11 protein-coding genes are annotated in these 16,596 nt (G+C 31.4%); 1 reads left to right on the forward strand and 10 read right to left on the reverse strand.

Annotated elements, in window-relative coordinates:
- Nucleotides 1–20: 20 nt before the first annotated feature.
- The 4 genes from A8C32_RS17565 to A8C32_RS17580 all read right to left on the reverse strand — a co-directional run bounded on the left by A8C32_RS17565 (nt 21) and on the right by A8C32_RS17580 (nt 6,934).
- Nucleotides 21–1,067 (reverse strand): hypothetical protein, encoded by a 1,047-nt coding sequence (locus A8C32_RS17565; protein WP_123803473.1) that lies wholly within the window; start codon nt 1,065–1,067, stop codon nt 21–23.
- Nucleotides 1,068–1,134: 67 nt separating this feature from the next.
- Nucleotides 1,135–3,081 carry an FAD-dependent oxidoreductase gene (locus tag A8C32_RS17570; RefSeq protein WP_069831694.1) on the reverse strand — a complete coding sequence of 649 codons (1,947 nt, stop codon included), beginning with the start codon at nt 3,079–3,081 and terminating at the stop codon, nt 1,135–1,137.
- Nucleotides 3,082–3,316: 235 nt separating this feature from the next.
- Nucleotides 3,317–5,239 carry an FAD-dependent oxidoreductase gene (locus A8C32_RS17575; protein WP_069831695.1) on the reverse strand — a complete coding sequence of 641 codons (1,923 nt, stop codon included), beginning with the start codon at nt 5,237–5,239 and terminating at the stop codon, nt 3,317–3,319.
- A gap of 42 nt (nt 5,240–5,281) precedes the next feature.
- Nucleotides 5,282–6,934 carry a sulfatase gene (locus A8C32_RS17580; RefSeq protein ID WP_069832089.1) on the reverse strand — a complete coding sequence of 551 codons (1,653 nt, stop codon included), beginning with the start codon at nt 6,932–6,934 and terminating at the stop codon, nt 5,282–5,284.
- A gap of 242 nt (nt 6,935–7,176) precedes the next feature.
- Here A8C32_RS17580 and A8C32_RS17585 point away from each other — a divergent pair, with 242 nt between their 5' ends.
- The gene (locus A8C32_RS17585; protein ID WP_069831696.1) at nt 7,177–8,718 is read left to right on the forward strand and encodes a helix-turn-helix transcriptional regulator; all 1,542 of its coding nucleotides are present in this window, start codon (nt 7,177–7,179) and stop codon (nt 8,716–8,718) included.
- 10 nt (nt 8,719–8,728) lie between these two features.
- Here the strand turns inward: A8C32_RS17585 and A8C32_RS17590 are convergent, their stop codons facing one another.
- The 6 genes from A8C32_RS17590 to A8C32_RS17610 all read right to left on the reverse strand — a co-directional run bounded on the left by A8C32_RS17590 (nt 8,729) and on the right by A8C32_RS17610 (nt 16,550).
- A complete protein-coding gene (locus A8C32_RS17590; protein WP_069831697.1) occupies nt 8,729–10,309 on the reverse strand; it encodes a sulfatase in 1,581 nt (526 codons plus the stop codon).
- 172 nt (nt 10,310–10,481) lie between these two features.
- A complete protein-coding gene (locus A8C32_RS17595) occupies nt 10,482–12,368 on the reverse strand; it encodes an FG-GAP repeat domain-containing protein (protein ID WP_069831698.1) in 1,887 nt (628 codons plus the stop codon).
- A gap of 70 nt (nt 12,369–12,438) precedes the next feature.
- Nucleotides 12,439–12,915 (reverse strand): hypothetical protein, encoded by a 477-nt coding sequence (locus A8C32_RS17600; RefSeq protein ID WP_069831699.1) that lies wholly within the window; start codon nt 12,913–12,915, stop codon nt 12,439–12,441.
- 94 nt (nt 12,916–13,009) lie between these two features.
- Nucleotides 13,010–15,025 carry a glycoside hydrolase family 127 protein gene (locus tag A8C32_RS17605; RefSeq protein ID WP_069832090.1) on the reverse strand — a complete coding sequence of 672 codons (2,016 nt, stop codon included), beginning with the start codon at nt 15,023–15,025 and terminating at the stop codon, nt 13,010–13,012.
- Between the two features lie 50 nt (nt 15,026–15,075).
- Nucleotides 15,076–15,201 (reverse strand): hypothetical protein, encoded by a 126-nt coding sequence (locus tag A8C32_RS21295; protein WP_276205032.1) that lies wholly within the window; start codon nt 15,199–15,201, stop codon nt 15,076–15,078.
- Between the two features lie 284 nt (nt 15,202–15,485).
- Nucleotides 15,486–16,550, reverse strand: coding sequence for an aldose epimerase family protein (locus tag A8C32_RS17610; protein WP_069831700.1), 1,065 nt, complete (start codon nt 16,548–16,550; stop codon nt 15,486–15,488).
- Between the last annotated feature and the right edge of the window lie 46 nt (nt 16,551–16,596).

Here is a 16,596-nt window from a genome sequence, read left to right on the forward strand (position 1 = left end):
CTATTTTTGGTTTTAGTTATCTACAATTTGTCTTTATGTTTTTTATAAAAACATTTTATTTCTCTTTCTTGTTTTGTTGTAAGTGTTTCATTATTTAAAAACCAGTACGCTCGTCTTGCTATTATAAAGTCTCCACTTAATAATGGTAAAACATTTTCAATAACAACTTTTGAATTAGGATTTTTATCTTGCATCAATTCTAATAAAAGTGATACTTCTTGATAATCGAGCTTACTAAATTGTGTGCTAAAATTATTTAAATACCCTTTAGAAACCTTATAATCTGTATTTATAAGAGACCTAGTAGTTGTTAATTTTTGTTCCCTAGATCCTTTAAAAAATAATGTTTCGGCAGCATATAAATAGTTTTCAACTGAAGCTCCTTTTAAATAATTGAACGCTGTTCTTAACAGGAAATCATCTTTTAACCCTCTTTTAATTATTGTATCTATAAATTCTTTACTATAATTTTTACGTTTTTGTAACTCTGCTATAGCTATATAAAAATAGGTTTCATTTTCATCTACTAAAAATTGTTGAAGTTGCTTATTTGATACCGATTCTCCTGTTTTATTTTTAATTATCGAAACTATATCTCCATTAACCCAGTGCCACAAAGTAAAACATGTTAAAGCAGCTCCAGGAACCGTATCTTTTTCATCTAATTCTAAAGCTGTAGCTCCAGAAACAGCATCTATATCTTCTGTATGTTCATCAACAACTGTTAAGATTTCATCAAGATAGACTTCTTTATATGGGGAGTCTATATTGGCTAGAATGGTATGTAGTTTTTTGTAATCTTCAGGATCAAATAAATCATCTTCATATTTTTCTAAAGTTGCTCCGTTTTCTAATTCATATTTTTGATAAACACCAATGTTATTCCAATATATTCTTACTGATACTATTTTGCATACTTGTTCTAGACATATTACAGATTCTACATCTGTAAAATAGGCTATAGGTAGTCCATCACTATCCTGTACTTCCACAAGAGTTACTTCTACAGGTATATCTTCTCCAGGGTGTTTCAAAACAATCTTATGGTTAATATTTTTAACAGCCATAGATTTTGTTTGGAAACTTATTAGGAACCAAAGAGGAAGCAATAAACTTAAAGTTATTTTGAGACTATTAATCATTATAACAACGTATTTCAAATAATTTGACAGTTTTAACTCCATAGGTATCAAACATGTTGATTCTTATTGCTGTAGCCTCAATTTGATCAAACTTAAACTTTATTAATCGTGTAATATTTTTTTCTTGACTACATACTTTAACCCAATTACCTTGCACTCTGGCTTCCACATCTAACCTCTTTAACAACTCTGGCGGAATTGTTGTTATATGATTTTTACGTGAAGGTTGTTTAAGCATCATAATGTTCTTCTTTAGATTAGAATCACATTTTATTTCTATTTTAGAAATAGAAACAGGAGCCTCCCATTCTAATTGTACTTTTGCAGGCAAATCTTCTTCCGATTGCCAATGGTTTATTTTCCCATCAATATCTCTTGAAATACCATTGATCAGGTTTTTAACATCTCCAGAGCGTGTTGATGATCCAAAAATGGTGCTAGCTTTTTTAGCTAAATCTTTAGGATCATTAGCAGCTACTTTTGGGATGTAAACATCATCTCTCATTAATTGTTCTTGTAATTCTTTTATATGAGTTTGAACAATATCTCTTGGCAATACATTTTTTTCAACACATATTGCAGCAGCTGTACCCACTGCTTGTCCCATTAAAGCACAAGTTCCCTGTATTCTTGTTGATGATAATGCAATATGTGTTTGACTCACATTACGCCCTGCAAACATTAAATTTTCTATGTTAACAGAATATAAAGTCCTAAAGGGTACTTGATAAATTTCTTTAAATTTATAATGAAAAAAACTTGGTGGATCATTTAGATTTTCAATTCCTCCAGGATTATGTTCATCTAACGACCACCCACCAAAACCTATGGCATCTTCAAAATGTTTATGCTCTACCAAATCCCTTTCTGATAATATATAATCGCCTATAAAACGACGTGATTCTCTTCGTCCTGGTAATGAACCTACCCAATCTAGAGCATAATTAGCAGATTCAGGATATTTTCCTGAATTTTTTACATGGTCCCAAACGCCATGTAAATAGCCCATAAGCTTATGTCTATTTTCTTCTTGGACATCTACAATATCAAAATCATCACCTAATTCTACCCACCAAAATCCATCAATAAATTGTTTTATTTTTCTTTTGGTTGATTTTTCTTCATCGTATTTAATTACAAAGGATGGCGGTTCATAAGGCATAGGTCTGCCCATATCTTTAGCCTGCATTAAAATAGAAGCTCCCATTTGCCATCCATCGGGTTTGTCTGGAGCATAGGTTTCATTAAATTCAGCTTTACCTTCACGTCCTGTTCTATATAATGCACCTGCTTTTGCAGCCATAAGTCCATCCCCAGAACAGTCAATAAAAATAGGGGCTTTTATGATAAACTCAGTTTCTGTAGTAAGTTGCCAGCAACACGCAGAAACGATTTTATTTCCATTCATTTCCGCATCGATAGCTTGCGTATTTAGCATCACCGTTAAGTTGGGTTCCCGTGTTACAAAATCATATAAAACATGATCCCAAACGGGGTAAGATTCTTGCTGATTTTTTGCTCTATTTTCTAATAAGAATTCTTCTATAATTCCAGTCTCTCTTTCGGGAAGATTATTTGGTTTTAGGTGTGCCACTCCATTTACGGTTACACGTATTTCGCTTGAAGCATTTCCTCCCAAACATGGACGGTCATTAATTAAAACCGTTTTAGCACCATTTCTGGCTGAAGCAACTGCGGCAGGTATACCAGCCATTCCAGCGCCTATAACAACAACATCGTACGATTTTGTTTTTTTTCGTAATGGATTTTTTACTTTTTTTCCTGTGCCTAATTGGTGCCATTGCTCGTCCTCAATAAGATCATTACTAACATTAATTTCAGTAACATTACCATTTATAGACTTACATGATGCCAGAGGCAAAAGACTTGTCGTAATTGCAGTACCAGCTATATTCCTTATAAACTTCCTTCTTTCCATACCCCTTTAATTTAGCCTATAATTATATTTTTAAGATTTAATTCTATAGATTCTATATATTGAACTCATCTTGACTTTTTCTATTTCCTAAAAAACGTCTAAAATTCGCTCATATTTCATTACTTTTTTACACATAGCGATGCTATGTCTTGCAAAAAGTGCTTAATCTGAATAAATTTCAACTCATTTTCGGTTAAAAACAAAAAGTTAAGATGAGTGCTTTATTAAAAACCAATTAAGCATAACAGCGTACCTCAAATAATTTCACATTTTCGGCACCATAAGTTTCAGTCATTTTAATTCTAACGGCTGTTGTTTTTATAGTATCGAATTTAAATTTAATTAATCGCGTTCTGTTTTCTTCAATGACTCCTAGTTTTATCCATTTACCATTTACACGTGCTTCTAAACTCAAAGATTTAAGTAGCTCATTAGGAATACCGTTAAAATAAAGTTCATCATTTCTACTATCCTTACGCATCATAATATTACGTTGAAGGTTGGTATCACATTTTAACTCTACATAAGATAATGATATTGATGATTCCCATTCTAACTGAAGATCAGCAGATAAACCATCTGATTGCCAATGATTATTTTTACCATCAATATCTCTAGAAAAACCATTAATTAGTTTTTTTGCATCTCCAGACGATGTTGTTGAACCAAATATCAAGCTTGCTTTTCTAGCTAAATCATTAGGATCATTTGCTGGACGTTTTGGTATAAACGCATCATCTCTTAACATTTGTTCTTGTAAATTCTTAATATATTTTTGTCCTACTTCTCTAGGTAATACATTTTTCTTATTACAAATAGCTGCAGCTGTACCTACTGCTTGCCCCATCAATGCACAAGTTCCCATAATTCTACTCGAAGAAAGTGCTATGTGTGTTTGACTTACATTACGACCTGCAAACATTAAATTAGATACATTTTTAGAATATAAACTTCTAAAAGGAAATTGATACACCTCTTCAAAATGATAATGGAAATAACTTGGTGGTTCCGAAATATTTTCAATACCTCCTGGATTGTGCTCATCTAAAGACCAACCTCCAAAGGCTACAGCATCATCAAAATGTTTGTGTTCTGTCATGTCTTTTTCAGAAACGATATAATCTCCTATAAAACGACGTGATTCTCTCCTCCCTGGTAATGATCCTACCCAGTCCAAGGCTAAGTTTTCTGCTTCTGGGAATTTACCAGAGTTTTTAATATAATCCCATACTCCATGTAGGTATCCCATTAATTTATGTCTGTTTTCTTCAAAGTCTGCAATAATATCATCATCACTACCAACTTCTATCCACCAAATACCTTCATGAAAACCAGCAAATTTTCTTCTTTTATGTCCTCCTTCATGTGTGTATTTTATAGCATATGATGGTGGTGAATATTTCATTGGTTTCCCCATATCTTTTGAAGACATTAATAAGGTAGCCCCCATTTGCCATCCATCTGGCTCGTCTGGAGCAAATTTTTCATTAAATTCTGCTTTACCTTCTCGTCCTGTTCTATATTCGGCACCAGAAGTTGCCGCTAATAAACCATCTCCAGAACAATCAATATATACAGGCGCATTAATGGTAAACAGAATCTCTGTAGTAGCTTGCCAGCACAATGCAGATTTAATTTTGTCGCCGTCCATAACTGCTTCTATGGCTTGGGTGTTTAACATTAGAGTAAGATTAGGTTCTCTTACAACAAAATCGTAAAGGACATGATCCCAAACAGGAAAAGATTCTTGCTCGTTTTCAAATCTATTATGTAATAATATTTCTTCAATAATTCCTGTTTCGCGCTCTGCTTTCCCTTTTATGTTATTCACTCCATTTAAGTGTACACGCATTTCACTAGAGGCATTCCCTCCTAAAACAGGTCTATCTTGAATTAAAACTGTTTTAGATCCATTTCTGGCAGCCGCTACTGCTGCACAAATACCTGCTGCTCCACCGCCAATTACTGCCACATCATAGGCTACGGTTTTCTTTCTAGAATTTGAACCTGTTTTTCCAGTTCCTAAATCAAACCATTTATCCTGCTTTCTATCATAAACCATGTCTTTTGCACCTACACATGACGCTGTTACTAATGGAATAACTCCTGCTGCAACTGCAGCTGTAGTGCCTTTTTTAAAAAACTCTCTTCTTTTCATTTTCTATCTAGTTTAGTAATACTGTCTTTTATATTTTTTTAATTATTTAATATTAGGAAGGTTACTTTTCCACCCTTTATTAAATTGTTCTGTAAGTTTTTTTACCAATTCTGGATTTGCCTCAGCAATATTTACCGTTTCTAATGGATCTGTTTTATGATCGTATAATTCTATAAAAACTGGTTCTTTTTCTGGGTTCGATCTATCTTTCCAAATAATAAAACGATGTTGCTCTGTTCGCATAGCATATCCCATTAAATTATTTTCAAAAAGGTCTCTATCCCATTTCTCTTTTTGTTGTTTTTGGATACGTTCTTCTACCTCTTCAATTAATGGTCCAAAATAAGTTTCTCGCATTGCTGGTCTTAAAGGGTATGCTCCCCACTCACGTAATGCTGGTGAAGGGAACTGGCTAATTGCTGCTGTTTTCCATGGGGTATCTGGCTTTTCTAATAATGTTTTAAAACTATAACCTTCTACATGTTCTGGAGTTTCTATTCCTGCCAAATCACATAAGGTTGGGTACATATCTACTAATTCTACTAAAGCTTCTGTAGTTTTACCACGACTTTCTTTTGGCATATCTGGTGTCCAAATCATCATGGGTACACGTGTTGCTATTTCGTAGTTTGTTGCTTTTCCCCAAATACCCATGTCTCCTAAATGCCATCCATGGTCACTCCAAACTATAATAATAGTATTATCACGTACTCCCGCTTCTTCTAAAGCCTCAATCATTTTACCTATTTGCGCATCTACATAACTTACACATGCTAAATAGGCATGCTTTAATGTTTTTGCTAATTCATGATCTATAGCTCCTTTTTTAGGAATACCGCTTCTTACACGAAGTTCAAATGATGGATGAAGTCCCATTTGCGCTCCATTCTCAGGACTACGATCTTGGTCTGTTAAAGTAATGTCTTCTCTATTATACAAATCCCAATATTTTTTAGGTGACACCCAATTAAGGTGCGGTTTATTAAAACCTAAACCTAAGAAAAAAGGTTTGTCTTCTCTTTTGGCCAACATTTCTTTCATCGTGGCAATGGCAAGTTCTGTATTATAACCGTCAGAGAAAGTATTGTCTGGAACATCTGCAGATTCGTAAGCAGCTCCTGATGCTAAACCAAAACGTGCTACTTTACCATATTTGGCTACCATTTCTTTACGTGTTTGTGCACGTTCTTTTATGTTCTTTTCCAAGGCAAAAGCAACAGGTTTCTTTATTCCTTTTGTTATCATGCTATCTATAGCTGGAGTTCTACTCCATGATAATTCATCATCTAAATCTCCATGATGAAATATCTTTCCCGCGTATACAGTTTCATATCCATTTTGCATGAAATGCTGAGGTAATGTGACCACATTTGGATTGCTTTCTCTAAATTTTATATAATTATGATAAACTCCACTAGTCTCTGGACGAATACCTGTTAAAAGACTCGCTCTTGACGGCCCACAAATAGCTTGTTGGCAATAGGCTTTATTAAATAGCAAACCTTGACTTGCTAGTTTATCTAAATTTGGACTTACTGCTACATTAGAACCATAACAGCCTAATTCTGGTCGCAAATCGTCAATACCAATAAATAAAATATTTGGTTGTTTTTTAGTACTTATTTTTTTTTCACCCTGAGAATTTCCACAATTTGTAAATAAAAAAAGCAGTATTAAATAGGATATGTATTTCATAGTAGTCATTTATTCTTCAGTTAAACTAACATATTAATGACTAAATTATATATAATTCTACCTAAAAAAGCAATAATTAGCATTACAAAAACTTAACATTGCTTATTTTAAGCTTATATTTGATTCATTATAACAAATAAACCAACCCTCTAAAAAACAAACTTAAAATACTGATTATGAGATCAAAAAATTATTTTTATTCATTTAAAATATTGATATTCATAATTATTTCGCATTTAACCATGAGCTTACATGGACAACAATTTAAAACATATCAAAAAGAAGGTACTATCTTAATAAAAACAAGTTCAGATTCTGTTTTAAAGCATTTAAAAAACGAATACAAAAAGACTTTAAGACAAAAAGACACTTCTCAAATAATAAAAAACCTTATTTCTTTAAGTGCTTTTGAACGTATACATTTAAATTATAGTTCTGCGTTTAACAATTCTGGTAAAGCTCTATTTTTGGCTGAAGAGTTTAATGATTCTTTATTAATAGCAAAAGCTCAAGAAGAATTAGGTGTTTTAACTTATTTATTTAAACAAGATGATGAGGCTGGATCTAATTTTAAGAAAGCGCATTTATATTATAAAGCATTATATAAAAATAAGAAAATTCAGTTATCCGATTTATATCAATCACATTATAATCTTGTGTTGTATTACCAAAGAATTGTTGATAAAAAATCACTAAAAGCTCACATAGATTCCTGCTACACAATAGCTAATAAAGGCAAACATAAATTAATTTATCAGGTTTATTTAAATGAAAAAAAATCTAGTTTAAAAGAATGGGAAAACAAACCTCAAGAAGCACTTAAACTCTTAAATGATTCTGCTACTACTCTTGAGAATTTAGATAACCAATTCGAAGTGACTAATATTCACAAAAGCTTTCTTATTATTATTTATGGAAGAATTGGTAATATTTATATGAATTTTGGACGCTTAGATTTAGCAAAAAATTATTTTAATAAATCGATAAACATTGAAGATATTAATAGCGAACATACATTTTATAAATCTTTTATACATGCGCGTTATGCTACATTATTATTTAATGAAGGTGATTATGAAAATGCCTATTTAAATCAACAGAAATCTAATACAATAAATAACACCTACTTAAACCTTAGGAATGATAAAAACCGTGGTTTTCTAACTATAAAAAACCATTATAAGGATGAATTAGATAAAAAGAATGTATTATTAAACAAACAAAACTTCGACTTAAATGAACGTAATCAAAAAATTCTACGCTTTAGAATATTCTTTTTTATAGCGTTCTTTCTTTTTATTATAACCGCTTTAATTGTAAGATCTAAAATAAAATTCTTAAAGTATCAAAAAAAAGAGCAAAACTCAAAAGAGTTATTAGATATTAAAAATAGCGAGCTAACAATTAGCACACTTCAGCTAATAGAAAAAGAAGAAGTTATAAAATCGTTAAGTGATCATATAAAAAAATATAATGCAGATAACGGCTCAAAATTATTATTAAAGTCTATCGAAAATCGTTCTGTAAGTTTGTGGGACGCCTTCAATAATCGATTTATTTCACAAAACGATGGTTTTTATGAACGCTTAAAAGAAAAAGTTCCTAATTTAAGTTCTGCCGATTTAAAAATTTGTGCTTTAATAAAACTGAATTTTTCTGGAAAAGAAATGGCTTATTTATTAGGTATATCTTTAGGTAGCGTACATGTCGCTAGACATCGGTTACGTAAAAAAATAGGGCTTGAACGAGATATAAACCTGACTAATTATATTAATTCAATTTAAATTATTTTACTTATTGAATTAATAACTGTTTCAGTTGTCTTTTTAAGTATTTTTTAATTTTTAAGTATTCTTTCTTATAGGCTAAGTTATTCCATTCATACTGGTCTTTAGAATGATCGTAAAGTTCTTCCTTTCCATTTGCATATAGAATATATCTGTATCTTTTTGAACGCACTGAATAACTTTGATCTTCTACAGATTTACTTTTAAAATCACCTCTAACAACTGTTAATGCTATATTTGGCCCATTCCATAGTTTTTTTTCTGGATTTACTAAAAACGGTTTCATACTATGACCACTTAATCGTTTTCCTTTTTCGTTTTTCATGTTGCTCGCTTTAATTCCACATAAATCGGCAATTGTTGGATATATATCAATTAAAGATACTGGATTATCAATGCGCTTCCCTATACTTTTTAACATTTTTGGAACTCTAATAATCATAGGGATTCGAGTACTTTCTTCCCAAAGATTATTTTTATATAAAAAATCCTTTTCTCCATGGTTATACCCATGATCACTCACTAAGACAACAATAGTGTTTTTATTAAAACTACTAGTCTTTAGAGCCTTTATAACTTTACCTACCTGATCATCTACAAAACTAATACAAGCCAAATATGCTTGAAGATACTTTCGTAATCCTTCATCAATATTTTTATACGATGCTTCTAGTTCATCATAATGTTTTGCCCAAGGTGGCATCCATTTAAATGTTGTTCTGTAAAATGTATCCTCAGTATCATTTTCTTTTATTATTGGTAATTTCAATGTTTCTAAAGGATACATATCAAAATATTTTTGAGGCGCAATTAATGGTGTGTGCGGCCTCACAAAACCAACTGCCATAAAAAAAGGTTTATCACTCCCTTTTTTATCTAAACTATTAATTTTTTCTACTGCCCAATTAGCACTTTCTTCATCATTTAACAAATCTCGATCATCATCATTAATATACCTAAATGGTTTCCTTTTTTTATTGTGATACCAACCTTTGTATCCTGGAACCTTTTTGTTTCCGGGAACCATAGGAATATCTGCTAAAGACGTAAACAAACCGTCATTTTTATCATTGGAATAGGCTTTTGGCATTGATGGGTGTTTTGCAACTCTTTTTCCGTTAAAAGCATAAGGACCAAAATAATTTTCTACACCATATTCTGTCCATTCAGATTTCACTCTATGATGCATCAATTTACCTGTTGCATAAGTACTGTATCCATTATCGCTCATAAATTGGGCTAAGGATTTACAATTTTTTAAAACCTCATTTTCTGTCCATTTTGAAAACCAAAAATTACTAGATTCATGTGGATAAATACCTGTTAGCATACTTGCTCGAGATGGTGCACAAATTGGTGCATTTGTATGGGCATTTGTAAAAACAGTCCCTTCTTTTGCTAATGCATCCATGTTTGGCGTTTTAACTTGCGGGTTCCCATCTAAAAAACCCGTATAGTCATTTAAATCGTCTAACATTACAAGTAAAACATTAGGACGATTATTATTTTGAGAAAAAACAGCGTTTCCACAAGGTAAGTTCAGTCCTAAAACTAAACATAATAAAAACATGTCTTTTTTTATTAACATGGTACATTTTTTTAATTATTTTTCAGATAAAACTATCACATCAATACTAAGAGTTTCATATAAAAACCAACTTTATCTTCAGTAAAAACATAAAAAACTCTAAAAACTTAAGTCCTTAGAGTTTTAATTAAATTCTGTATATACAAACTATCATTTTGAGACAGACGTAATACTAATGAACCTTTATTTTTTTTTTACCTATCAATACTTTTTTTATTCCTGGATTTACTGTTTTCTCTATAATATATCCATTAGTATATTTCACTTTAACTTTTATTGGTTCCCCACAATTAGCTATACCAAAATGAACAAAATTATTGAAACTTAGTGAATATTGTGCTCCTGTTGCTCCAATACGACGAACTTGTTTATTCCCACATGAGCTAATTGTAACTAATGCTCCTAAAGCGGTTACATTTCTTTTTGTTGAATCATAAACCTCAACTGTTAAATAACTATTTGTTTTAGCATCTACTAAATCATTTTTAAATAGATGCCATTTTCCTCTTTCGTTGCCCACAACAACATCCACTCTTCCATCTTTATTATAATCTATATTTTCTACAGCCATACCTATAGCCCCTAATTCTGTAGAGATTATATTATGATTTTTTAATTGTTTAAATCCAGATGTTCCTTTATTTAAATAAACTAATGATTCATTTTCATGAATTAAATCCCCTCTTTTAATCACTAACAAATCTTGAAAACCATTATTATCAAAATCTGCTACAGTAGTAGCAACCGTATGTGCTTCATTATAAAGGTTGAATTTTTTAGTAGCGTCTTTAAATTTCTTCCCTGTATTTTCTAATAAAATATCATTAAGTCCTTTTGGATGGTTTTCGGCTGGATAATTCTTAACACCACGAACGATTCCTGTCGATGGTGCAAAAAGGTATCCTGCTAATCTCCATTTATTGTTTCCTACATATCCAATATAATATCCTCTTTTAGCGTTATAATCTGCATTATCAGGAAAACCAAGTGCGTTACTATTTACTAAACGAATATTCTTTCCCGAATGTGTTTCGCCTTTAAACTCATAATCGTAAGACGCCTCTCCAATATAATACGTGTCGTTATTTGGCCATTGAGACTGAAAATTTTCTATATTTAAAATATCTCCTGTTTCTAAATCATCGAATTGAAATTGGCCTCGTTTTGTAAAAAAGCCCCAAACATTGGTTTGCTTATCAAAAAATGATTCTCCTTTTTTAAATTCTAATCCTCTATTAAAAAACAAATCCAAATCGCCATCATTATCAACGTCTATTTCTACTATACCATTTACATGGTCAATATCATACGGAAGTACTTTTTTAGAAACATCATTAAAAGTAAAATCTCCATTACCCTTATAAAGCTTTACATTTCCATCTCCATACATTACAATATCAAAAATAGCATCTCCATTAAAATCTGTTACCAAAGATTTTTGCCCATTTGTTTTAGAGGCTGGTAAGGTTGAATTGAGTACTAGTTCTCCCTTTCCATCATTTTCATATACATAATTTTCACTTGCACCTTTCTTTTCTTTACCTGGAAATGCAAAATTTAAAAGATCTAAATGTCCATCATTATTCATATCTATAAACTGAACTGTTCGTCCTCGCATTAATGCTAATGGCGTGCTAAAATCTGGTAGCCCTATAAATTCACGACCTTTAGTTACTCTATACATTTTAGAGTTTCGAGCATTACTTCCCGAACCTCCTCCACGAGACATAATAACTTCTATGTTTCCATCTTGGTCAAAATCTCCAGCAGAAAGGCCATGCAAGTCTCCCATAATAATATCGTGAGGCTTGGCAAACTTACCTTTGTTATTCCAGCATACTTGAATACCGTAGCCATGATCGTTAATTAACAAGTCTAAATACCCGTCTTGATCTAAATCGGCTACTACTGGGGCATCCCATTTTCTTAAATTTTTCTCTTGCCTTGGAAAGTCTTTTTTTACTTCAATAAATTGTCCAAAACTATAAATAGATACAAGACAACATGCAGTTGTTATTAAAGATAATACTGTGTTTTTAAGTTTCTTTTTTAAATTCATATTATTTTACTACTTAATCTTAACTGTTAATTTTCTTTTATTCTTTTTTCTGCCGCTACATCAAAATATTTCAAAAAGCGTATTTCCTTCCACAATTTCTAATGACTGCTAATACTTTATTTCTTCCAGTTTGCTGCCAACCATTGGTATCAAAATCGGCTATAATTTCTCTATCATGCTTACCTGTATAATTATTTACTATAGTGGACAATGTTTGAGATAATACTGTTTTCATTTCAGTATTTTCCCAATCTGTAGTCCTGTCTTCTATTCTAAAAAGTGAGGTATACCCAGGGTATCTAATTGGCGCTGTAACTTTTTCAATCCATTTACCATTTTCTTCAATTTCTAAAACCGCTTCAAAAAGTTCAAAGTTTTTAATGGGATAAAACTGTGCCGTTAGTTTTACTATATTTTCATGCACTGTGTAGATAGCAAAACAAATTCTGTCTTCTGGTTTTAAGTTTTTTGGTAAGGATAATAAGTCTTCCGCATTAATTGACAAGGATGTAAAAATTAGTATAATTACTAATAATTTATTTTTCATTTTTAGTTTGTATAGTTTTCTTTAGATGCTATCTAACTTAGACTATAAGCCTAAGAAAAAGTTTAAATATAACTTTAGATTATGTGAAAAAATCTTAATCCCAAATTACTGGTATAAAAACGCTCATTTCACTTACTCCTCTATTCGCCCACGAAAAATAAGGTACTAATTGAATGTTTACATTTTCCCATGTTGGTTTAGTAATTTCATTATACATGCTTTGTTTATTACTCTTTCGTAGTTTTAAATCGCCGCTAATTGTGGTTATCCCTCCTAAAAAATCAGGTTTATAAGTTGCTTTTAAATTTGATTTTAAAGGTAAATACACATCTAAAACATCTGTTCCTTTAGGTAAATCTGGTGTTTCCACACAATATACAACTGGACCTCTTTTAACTGCTGCTTGATTTCTAACTTCTTCTATAAGTGCATGGCCTTCTAATAATTTAATATCCATAGGCATATTTAATGAGATTACATCACCTTTTTTCCATTTACGATTTAAGGTTGTAAAAGTTCCTGCCTTTATATTATCTCCTGCTTCTTTTCCATTTACTAAAATGGTTGAACCATGAGCCCAATCTGGAATTCTTATTAAGACATCAAAAGATTCTTTTTTACAGCTTTTTACTGTAATATCTACTTTTCCTTCCCATGGATACTGCGTTACTTGTTCTAGTTCTATTTTCGAACCGTCAAATAATTTAGTAGATAATTTATTTCCTCCATAAAGATTTACTGCAATGCCATTTTCTGTTAAGCTATATGCCCAACCAGAAACTTTTGCTATAGTACGTACTAAATTTGGCGGGCAACAAAAACATGGAATATATGGTTGACGAACATCAAACTCGGTATCATTACCAGGATCATAACCATCATGACTCACACGTAGTGGGTTAGCATAAAAATAGTCTTTCCCTTCTACACTAATTCCAGATAATGCACTATTAAAAAGCACTAATTCCATAATATCTGCATACTTAGATTCACCATGTAATCCTAACATTCTATAACTAAACATAGAGTTACAAATATTGGCACAGGTTTCATTATATGCTGTTAAATTTGGCATCATATACTCGGTTGTAAAACCTTCATGAATCATATCTTTATGCCTAGAAACTCCATGATGTGTTTGTCCTACCGCACCCGTTACGTACATTTTTTTATCTACAACATCATTCCAAAGCCTATCTAAAGCAACAATTAAAGCTTGTTCTCCTGTTTCTGCATAAACATCTGCTGCTCCAGCATAAAAATATAAAGCAAGTACAGCATGTCCTTCTGCTGTTTCTGCTTTTCTTAAAGGTGTTCGTTCTTGAACCATATCTCCAATGTTTTTAAAACCAGTAGTTTTATCAGCTATTACCTTAGACTTCCCTCTCATGTTAATAAATAACTCTGCTAGTTCTAAATACTTCTTTTTCTTAGTTGTTCGGTATAACTCAACTAAGCCCATAATTTGTGTTTGATTAAAACCAAAACGTGCTAAGGCTTTAGGTTGAGGCATAAATACTTTATACAAAAAGTCTGCATGTTTTAATGCTACATCTAAAAAATTTGTCTTCCCTGTAATACGGTTATGTATACAAGCACTTGTAAATAAATGCCCTGCATTATACATCTCATGGCGCTGTCTGTGGCTAAAGCGCTTTATATTGGTTATTTGAACTTGAGTTTGCAAATAACCATCTTCTGCTTGGGCTTTAGCTATTATAGTTATGTAATTATCTAGTTCTTTTAAGATTTTTTCATCTTTGTTTTGTGCATATAAATACATGCAAGCTTCCATGTATTTATAGAAATCTCCATCATGCCAATCTGTACCTTTATGTTCTCCTTCTTTAAGGCCAGCAGCAATTTTAAAATTGTTTAAGGCATGGCCAACATCTCCTGTTAATAGCTCTCCCATGTATGGTATCATTATTCTTTCGACAGTCTTAAATTTATCTGCCCAAAAACCGTTTGTCCATTGACAATCCTCAATATTGATACTTTTAAATTTTACATGTTTGCTATTTGCATTATTGATTATGCCTTGTGTTTGAGAAAAAGAAACAAACGTTAAAAACACAAATGCAATAAATATTATCCTTTTTTTTATCATTTTTTTTACAAAAAACACTTTTACTAAATTACTTTCGAAAATATTATCTTTCATATGACTCTATGTATTTGTACATCATTTTGATGTACTTCTCCGTTTTTATTAAAAACAAAGTTGTTGTTATTGAACTCATCTTTACTTTTTCTATTTCCTAAAAATGTCCAAAATCCTCCCATATTTCAGTTATTTCCTCATTTGTAGAGATACTATGCCTTTTAAAAATAACTTTATCTGAACAAATTTTGACTTATTTTCGGTTAAAAATAAAAAGTCAAGATGAGTTCAATATGATTTAAAAAACATATACCATAAAAAACTGATATACAAACTAAATACTACCTCTCTTTTTATTTGTTTTTTATACTAAATTCTATTCGGAAATATTATAAAAATAAGAAAACTTATTAATAACATCATAGAATACGAGTTTAACATAACTAAATATAACACTTATTTTCAGCTATTTAGACACTGTACCAAAATCATAAATAACAACCTCTTCATATTTTTCTCCTGGATTTAATAAAGTAGACGGAAAATTAGGTTGATTAGGGGCATCTGGATAGTCCTGCGTTTCTATACAAAAAGCAGCATGAGGTCGATATTTAATTCTATATTTACCAACAACAGTATCACTTAAAACATTACTAGCGTAAAAAACAATACCTGGCTGTGTTGTTGACACTTTTAATGTTCTTCCATACTTTGGTTCTAAGGCTTCTGCAACTATGCGTAATGAATCTTTTGGCTTATTTAACACATAACAATGATGATATCCATTTAAGTGAATGTTATGTATTTGATCTCCTAATCTAGTCTTGCAGCTCAAATCCCATGATTTACCTTTAAGAGGTAAAGTGCGACCTGTTGCGTTTACATCTTCATCAAACTCTAGATAATTATCTGCCTCTATTTTTACTAGGTGATCATAAATAAGTTCTTTTCCTCCTGCAAGGTTAAAATAGCTATGCTGAGTAAAATTAACATGTGTAGCTTTATCTGTTGTAGCTTCAAAGCTTACATGAATAGCATTTTCTTCGGTAAGTGTATATGTTACATAAACATCTAGATTACCAGGAAACCCCATTTGGCCATCTTTAGATAAATAATGTAATTGTATTCCGTTTCCTAGTTTGGTTTTTATAATTTCACTATCCCAAACCGTTTTTTCAAATTCAAAACCACCATGTAATGTATGCGCTCCATTGTTTAATGGTAACTGATACGAAATACCATCAATAACAAACCTACCATTCTTAATTCTATTAGCAAATCGTCCAATAGTAGCCCCCATGCTTCCATTAGGGCTTGTTATATATTGTTGAAGATTATCGAACCCTAAAACAACATCATCAAATTTACCATTCTTGTCTGAAGTAAAAATGGAAGTGATAATCCCACCATAATTGGTGAGTTTCACTTCCATTCCTTTTGAGTTTGTTAACGAATAAAGATAAACTTCTTTACCTTCTACTTCTCCCCAAACTTTCTTATTTACTTCACTCTTATGTTCTTTACATCCCATAAATTGGATAATAAAAATTAATATTATATAAGAGCTAAGTTTATGC

It is taken from the genome of Flavivirga aquatica, assembly GCF_001747085.1.
Classification (GTDB): domain Bacteria; phylum Bacteroidota; class Bacteroidia; order Flavobacteriales; family Flavobacteriaceae; genus Algibacter_C; species Algibacter_C aquatica.

Excerpts from the sequence above, each read along its gene's own strand:
- A8C32_RS17590 (WP_069831697.1), bottom strand. The coding sequence starts at position 10,309 with ATGTTAATAAAAAAAGACATGTTTTTATTATGTTTAGTTTTAGGACTG.
- A8C32_RS17585 (WP_069831696.1), top strand. The coding sequence starts at position 7,177 with ATGAGCTTACATGGACAACAATTTAAAACATATCAAAAAGAAGGTACT.
- A8C32_RS17610 (WP_069831700.1), bottom strand. The coding sequence starts at position 16,550 with ATGGGATGTAAAGAACATAAGAGTGAAGTAAATAAGAAAGTTTGGGGA.
- A8C32_RS17565 (WP_123803473.1), bottom strand. The coding sequence starts at position 1,067 with ATGGCTGTTAAAAATATTAACCATAAGATTGTTTTGAAACACCCTGGA.
- A8C32_RS21295 (WP_276205032.1), bottom strand. The coding sequence starts at position 15,201 with ATGGGAGGATTTTGGACATTTTTAGGAAATAGAAAAAGTAAAGATGAG.
- A8C32_RS17575 (WP_069831695.1), bottom strand. The coding sequence starts at position 5,239 with ATGAAAAGAAGAGAGTTTTTTAAAAAAGGCACTACAGCTGCAGTTGCA.
- A8C32_RS17570 (WP_069831694.1), bottom strand. The coding sequence starts at position 3,081 with ATGGAAAGAAGGAAGTTTATAAGGAATATAGCTGGTACTGCAATTACG.
- A8C32_RS17605 (WP_069832090.1), bottom strand. The coding sequence starts at position 15,025 with ATGATAAAAAAAAGGATAATATTTATTGCATTTGTGTTTTTAACGTTT.
- A8C32_RS17580 (WP_069832089.1), bottom strand. The coding sequence starts at position 6,934 with ATGAAATACATATCCTATTTAATACTGCTTTTTTTATTTACAAATTGT.
- A8C32_RS17600 (WP_069831699.1), bottom strand. The coding sequence starts at position 12,915 with ATGAAAAATAAATTATTAGTAATTATACTAATTTTTACATCCTTGTCA.
- A8C32_RS17595 (WP_069831698.1), bottom strand. The coding sequence starts at position 12,368 with ATGAATTTAAAAAAGAAACTTAAAAACACAGTATTATCTTTAATAACA.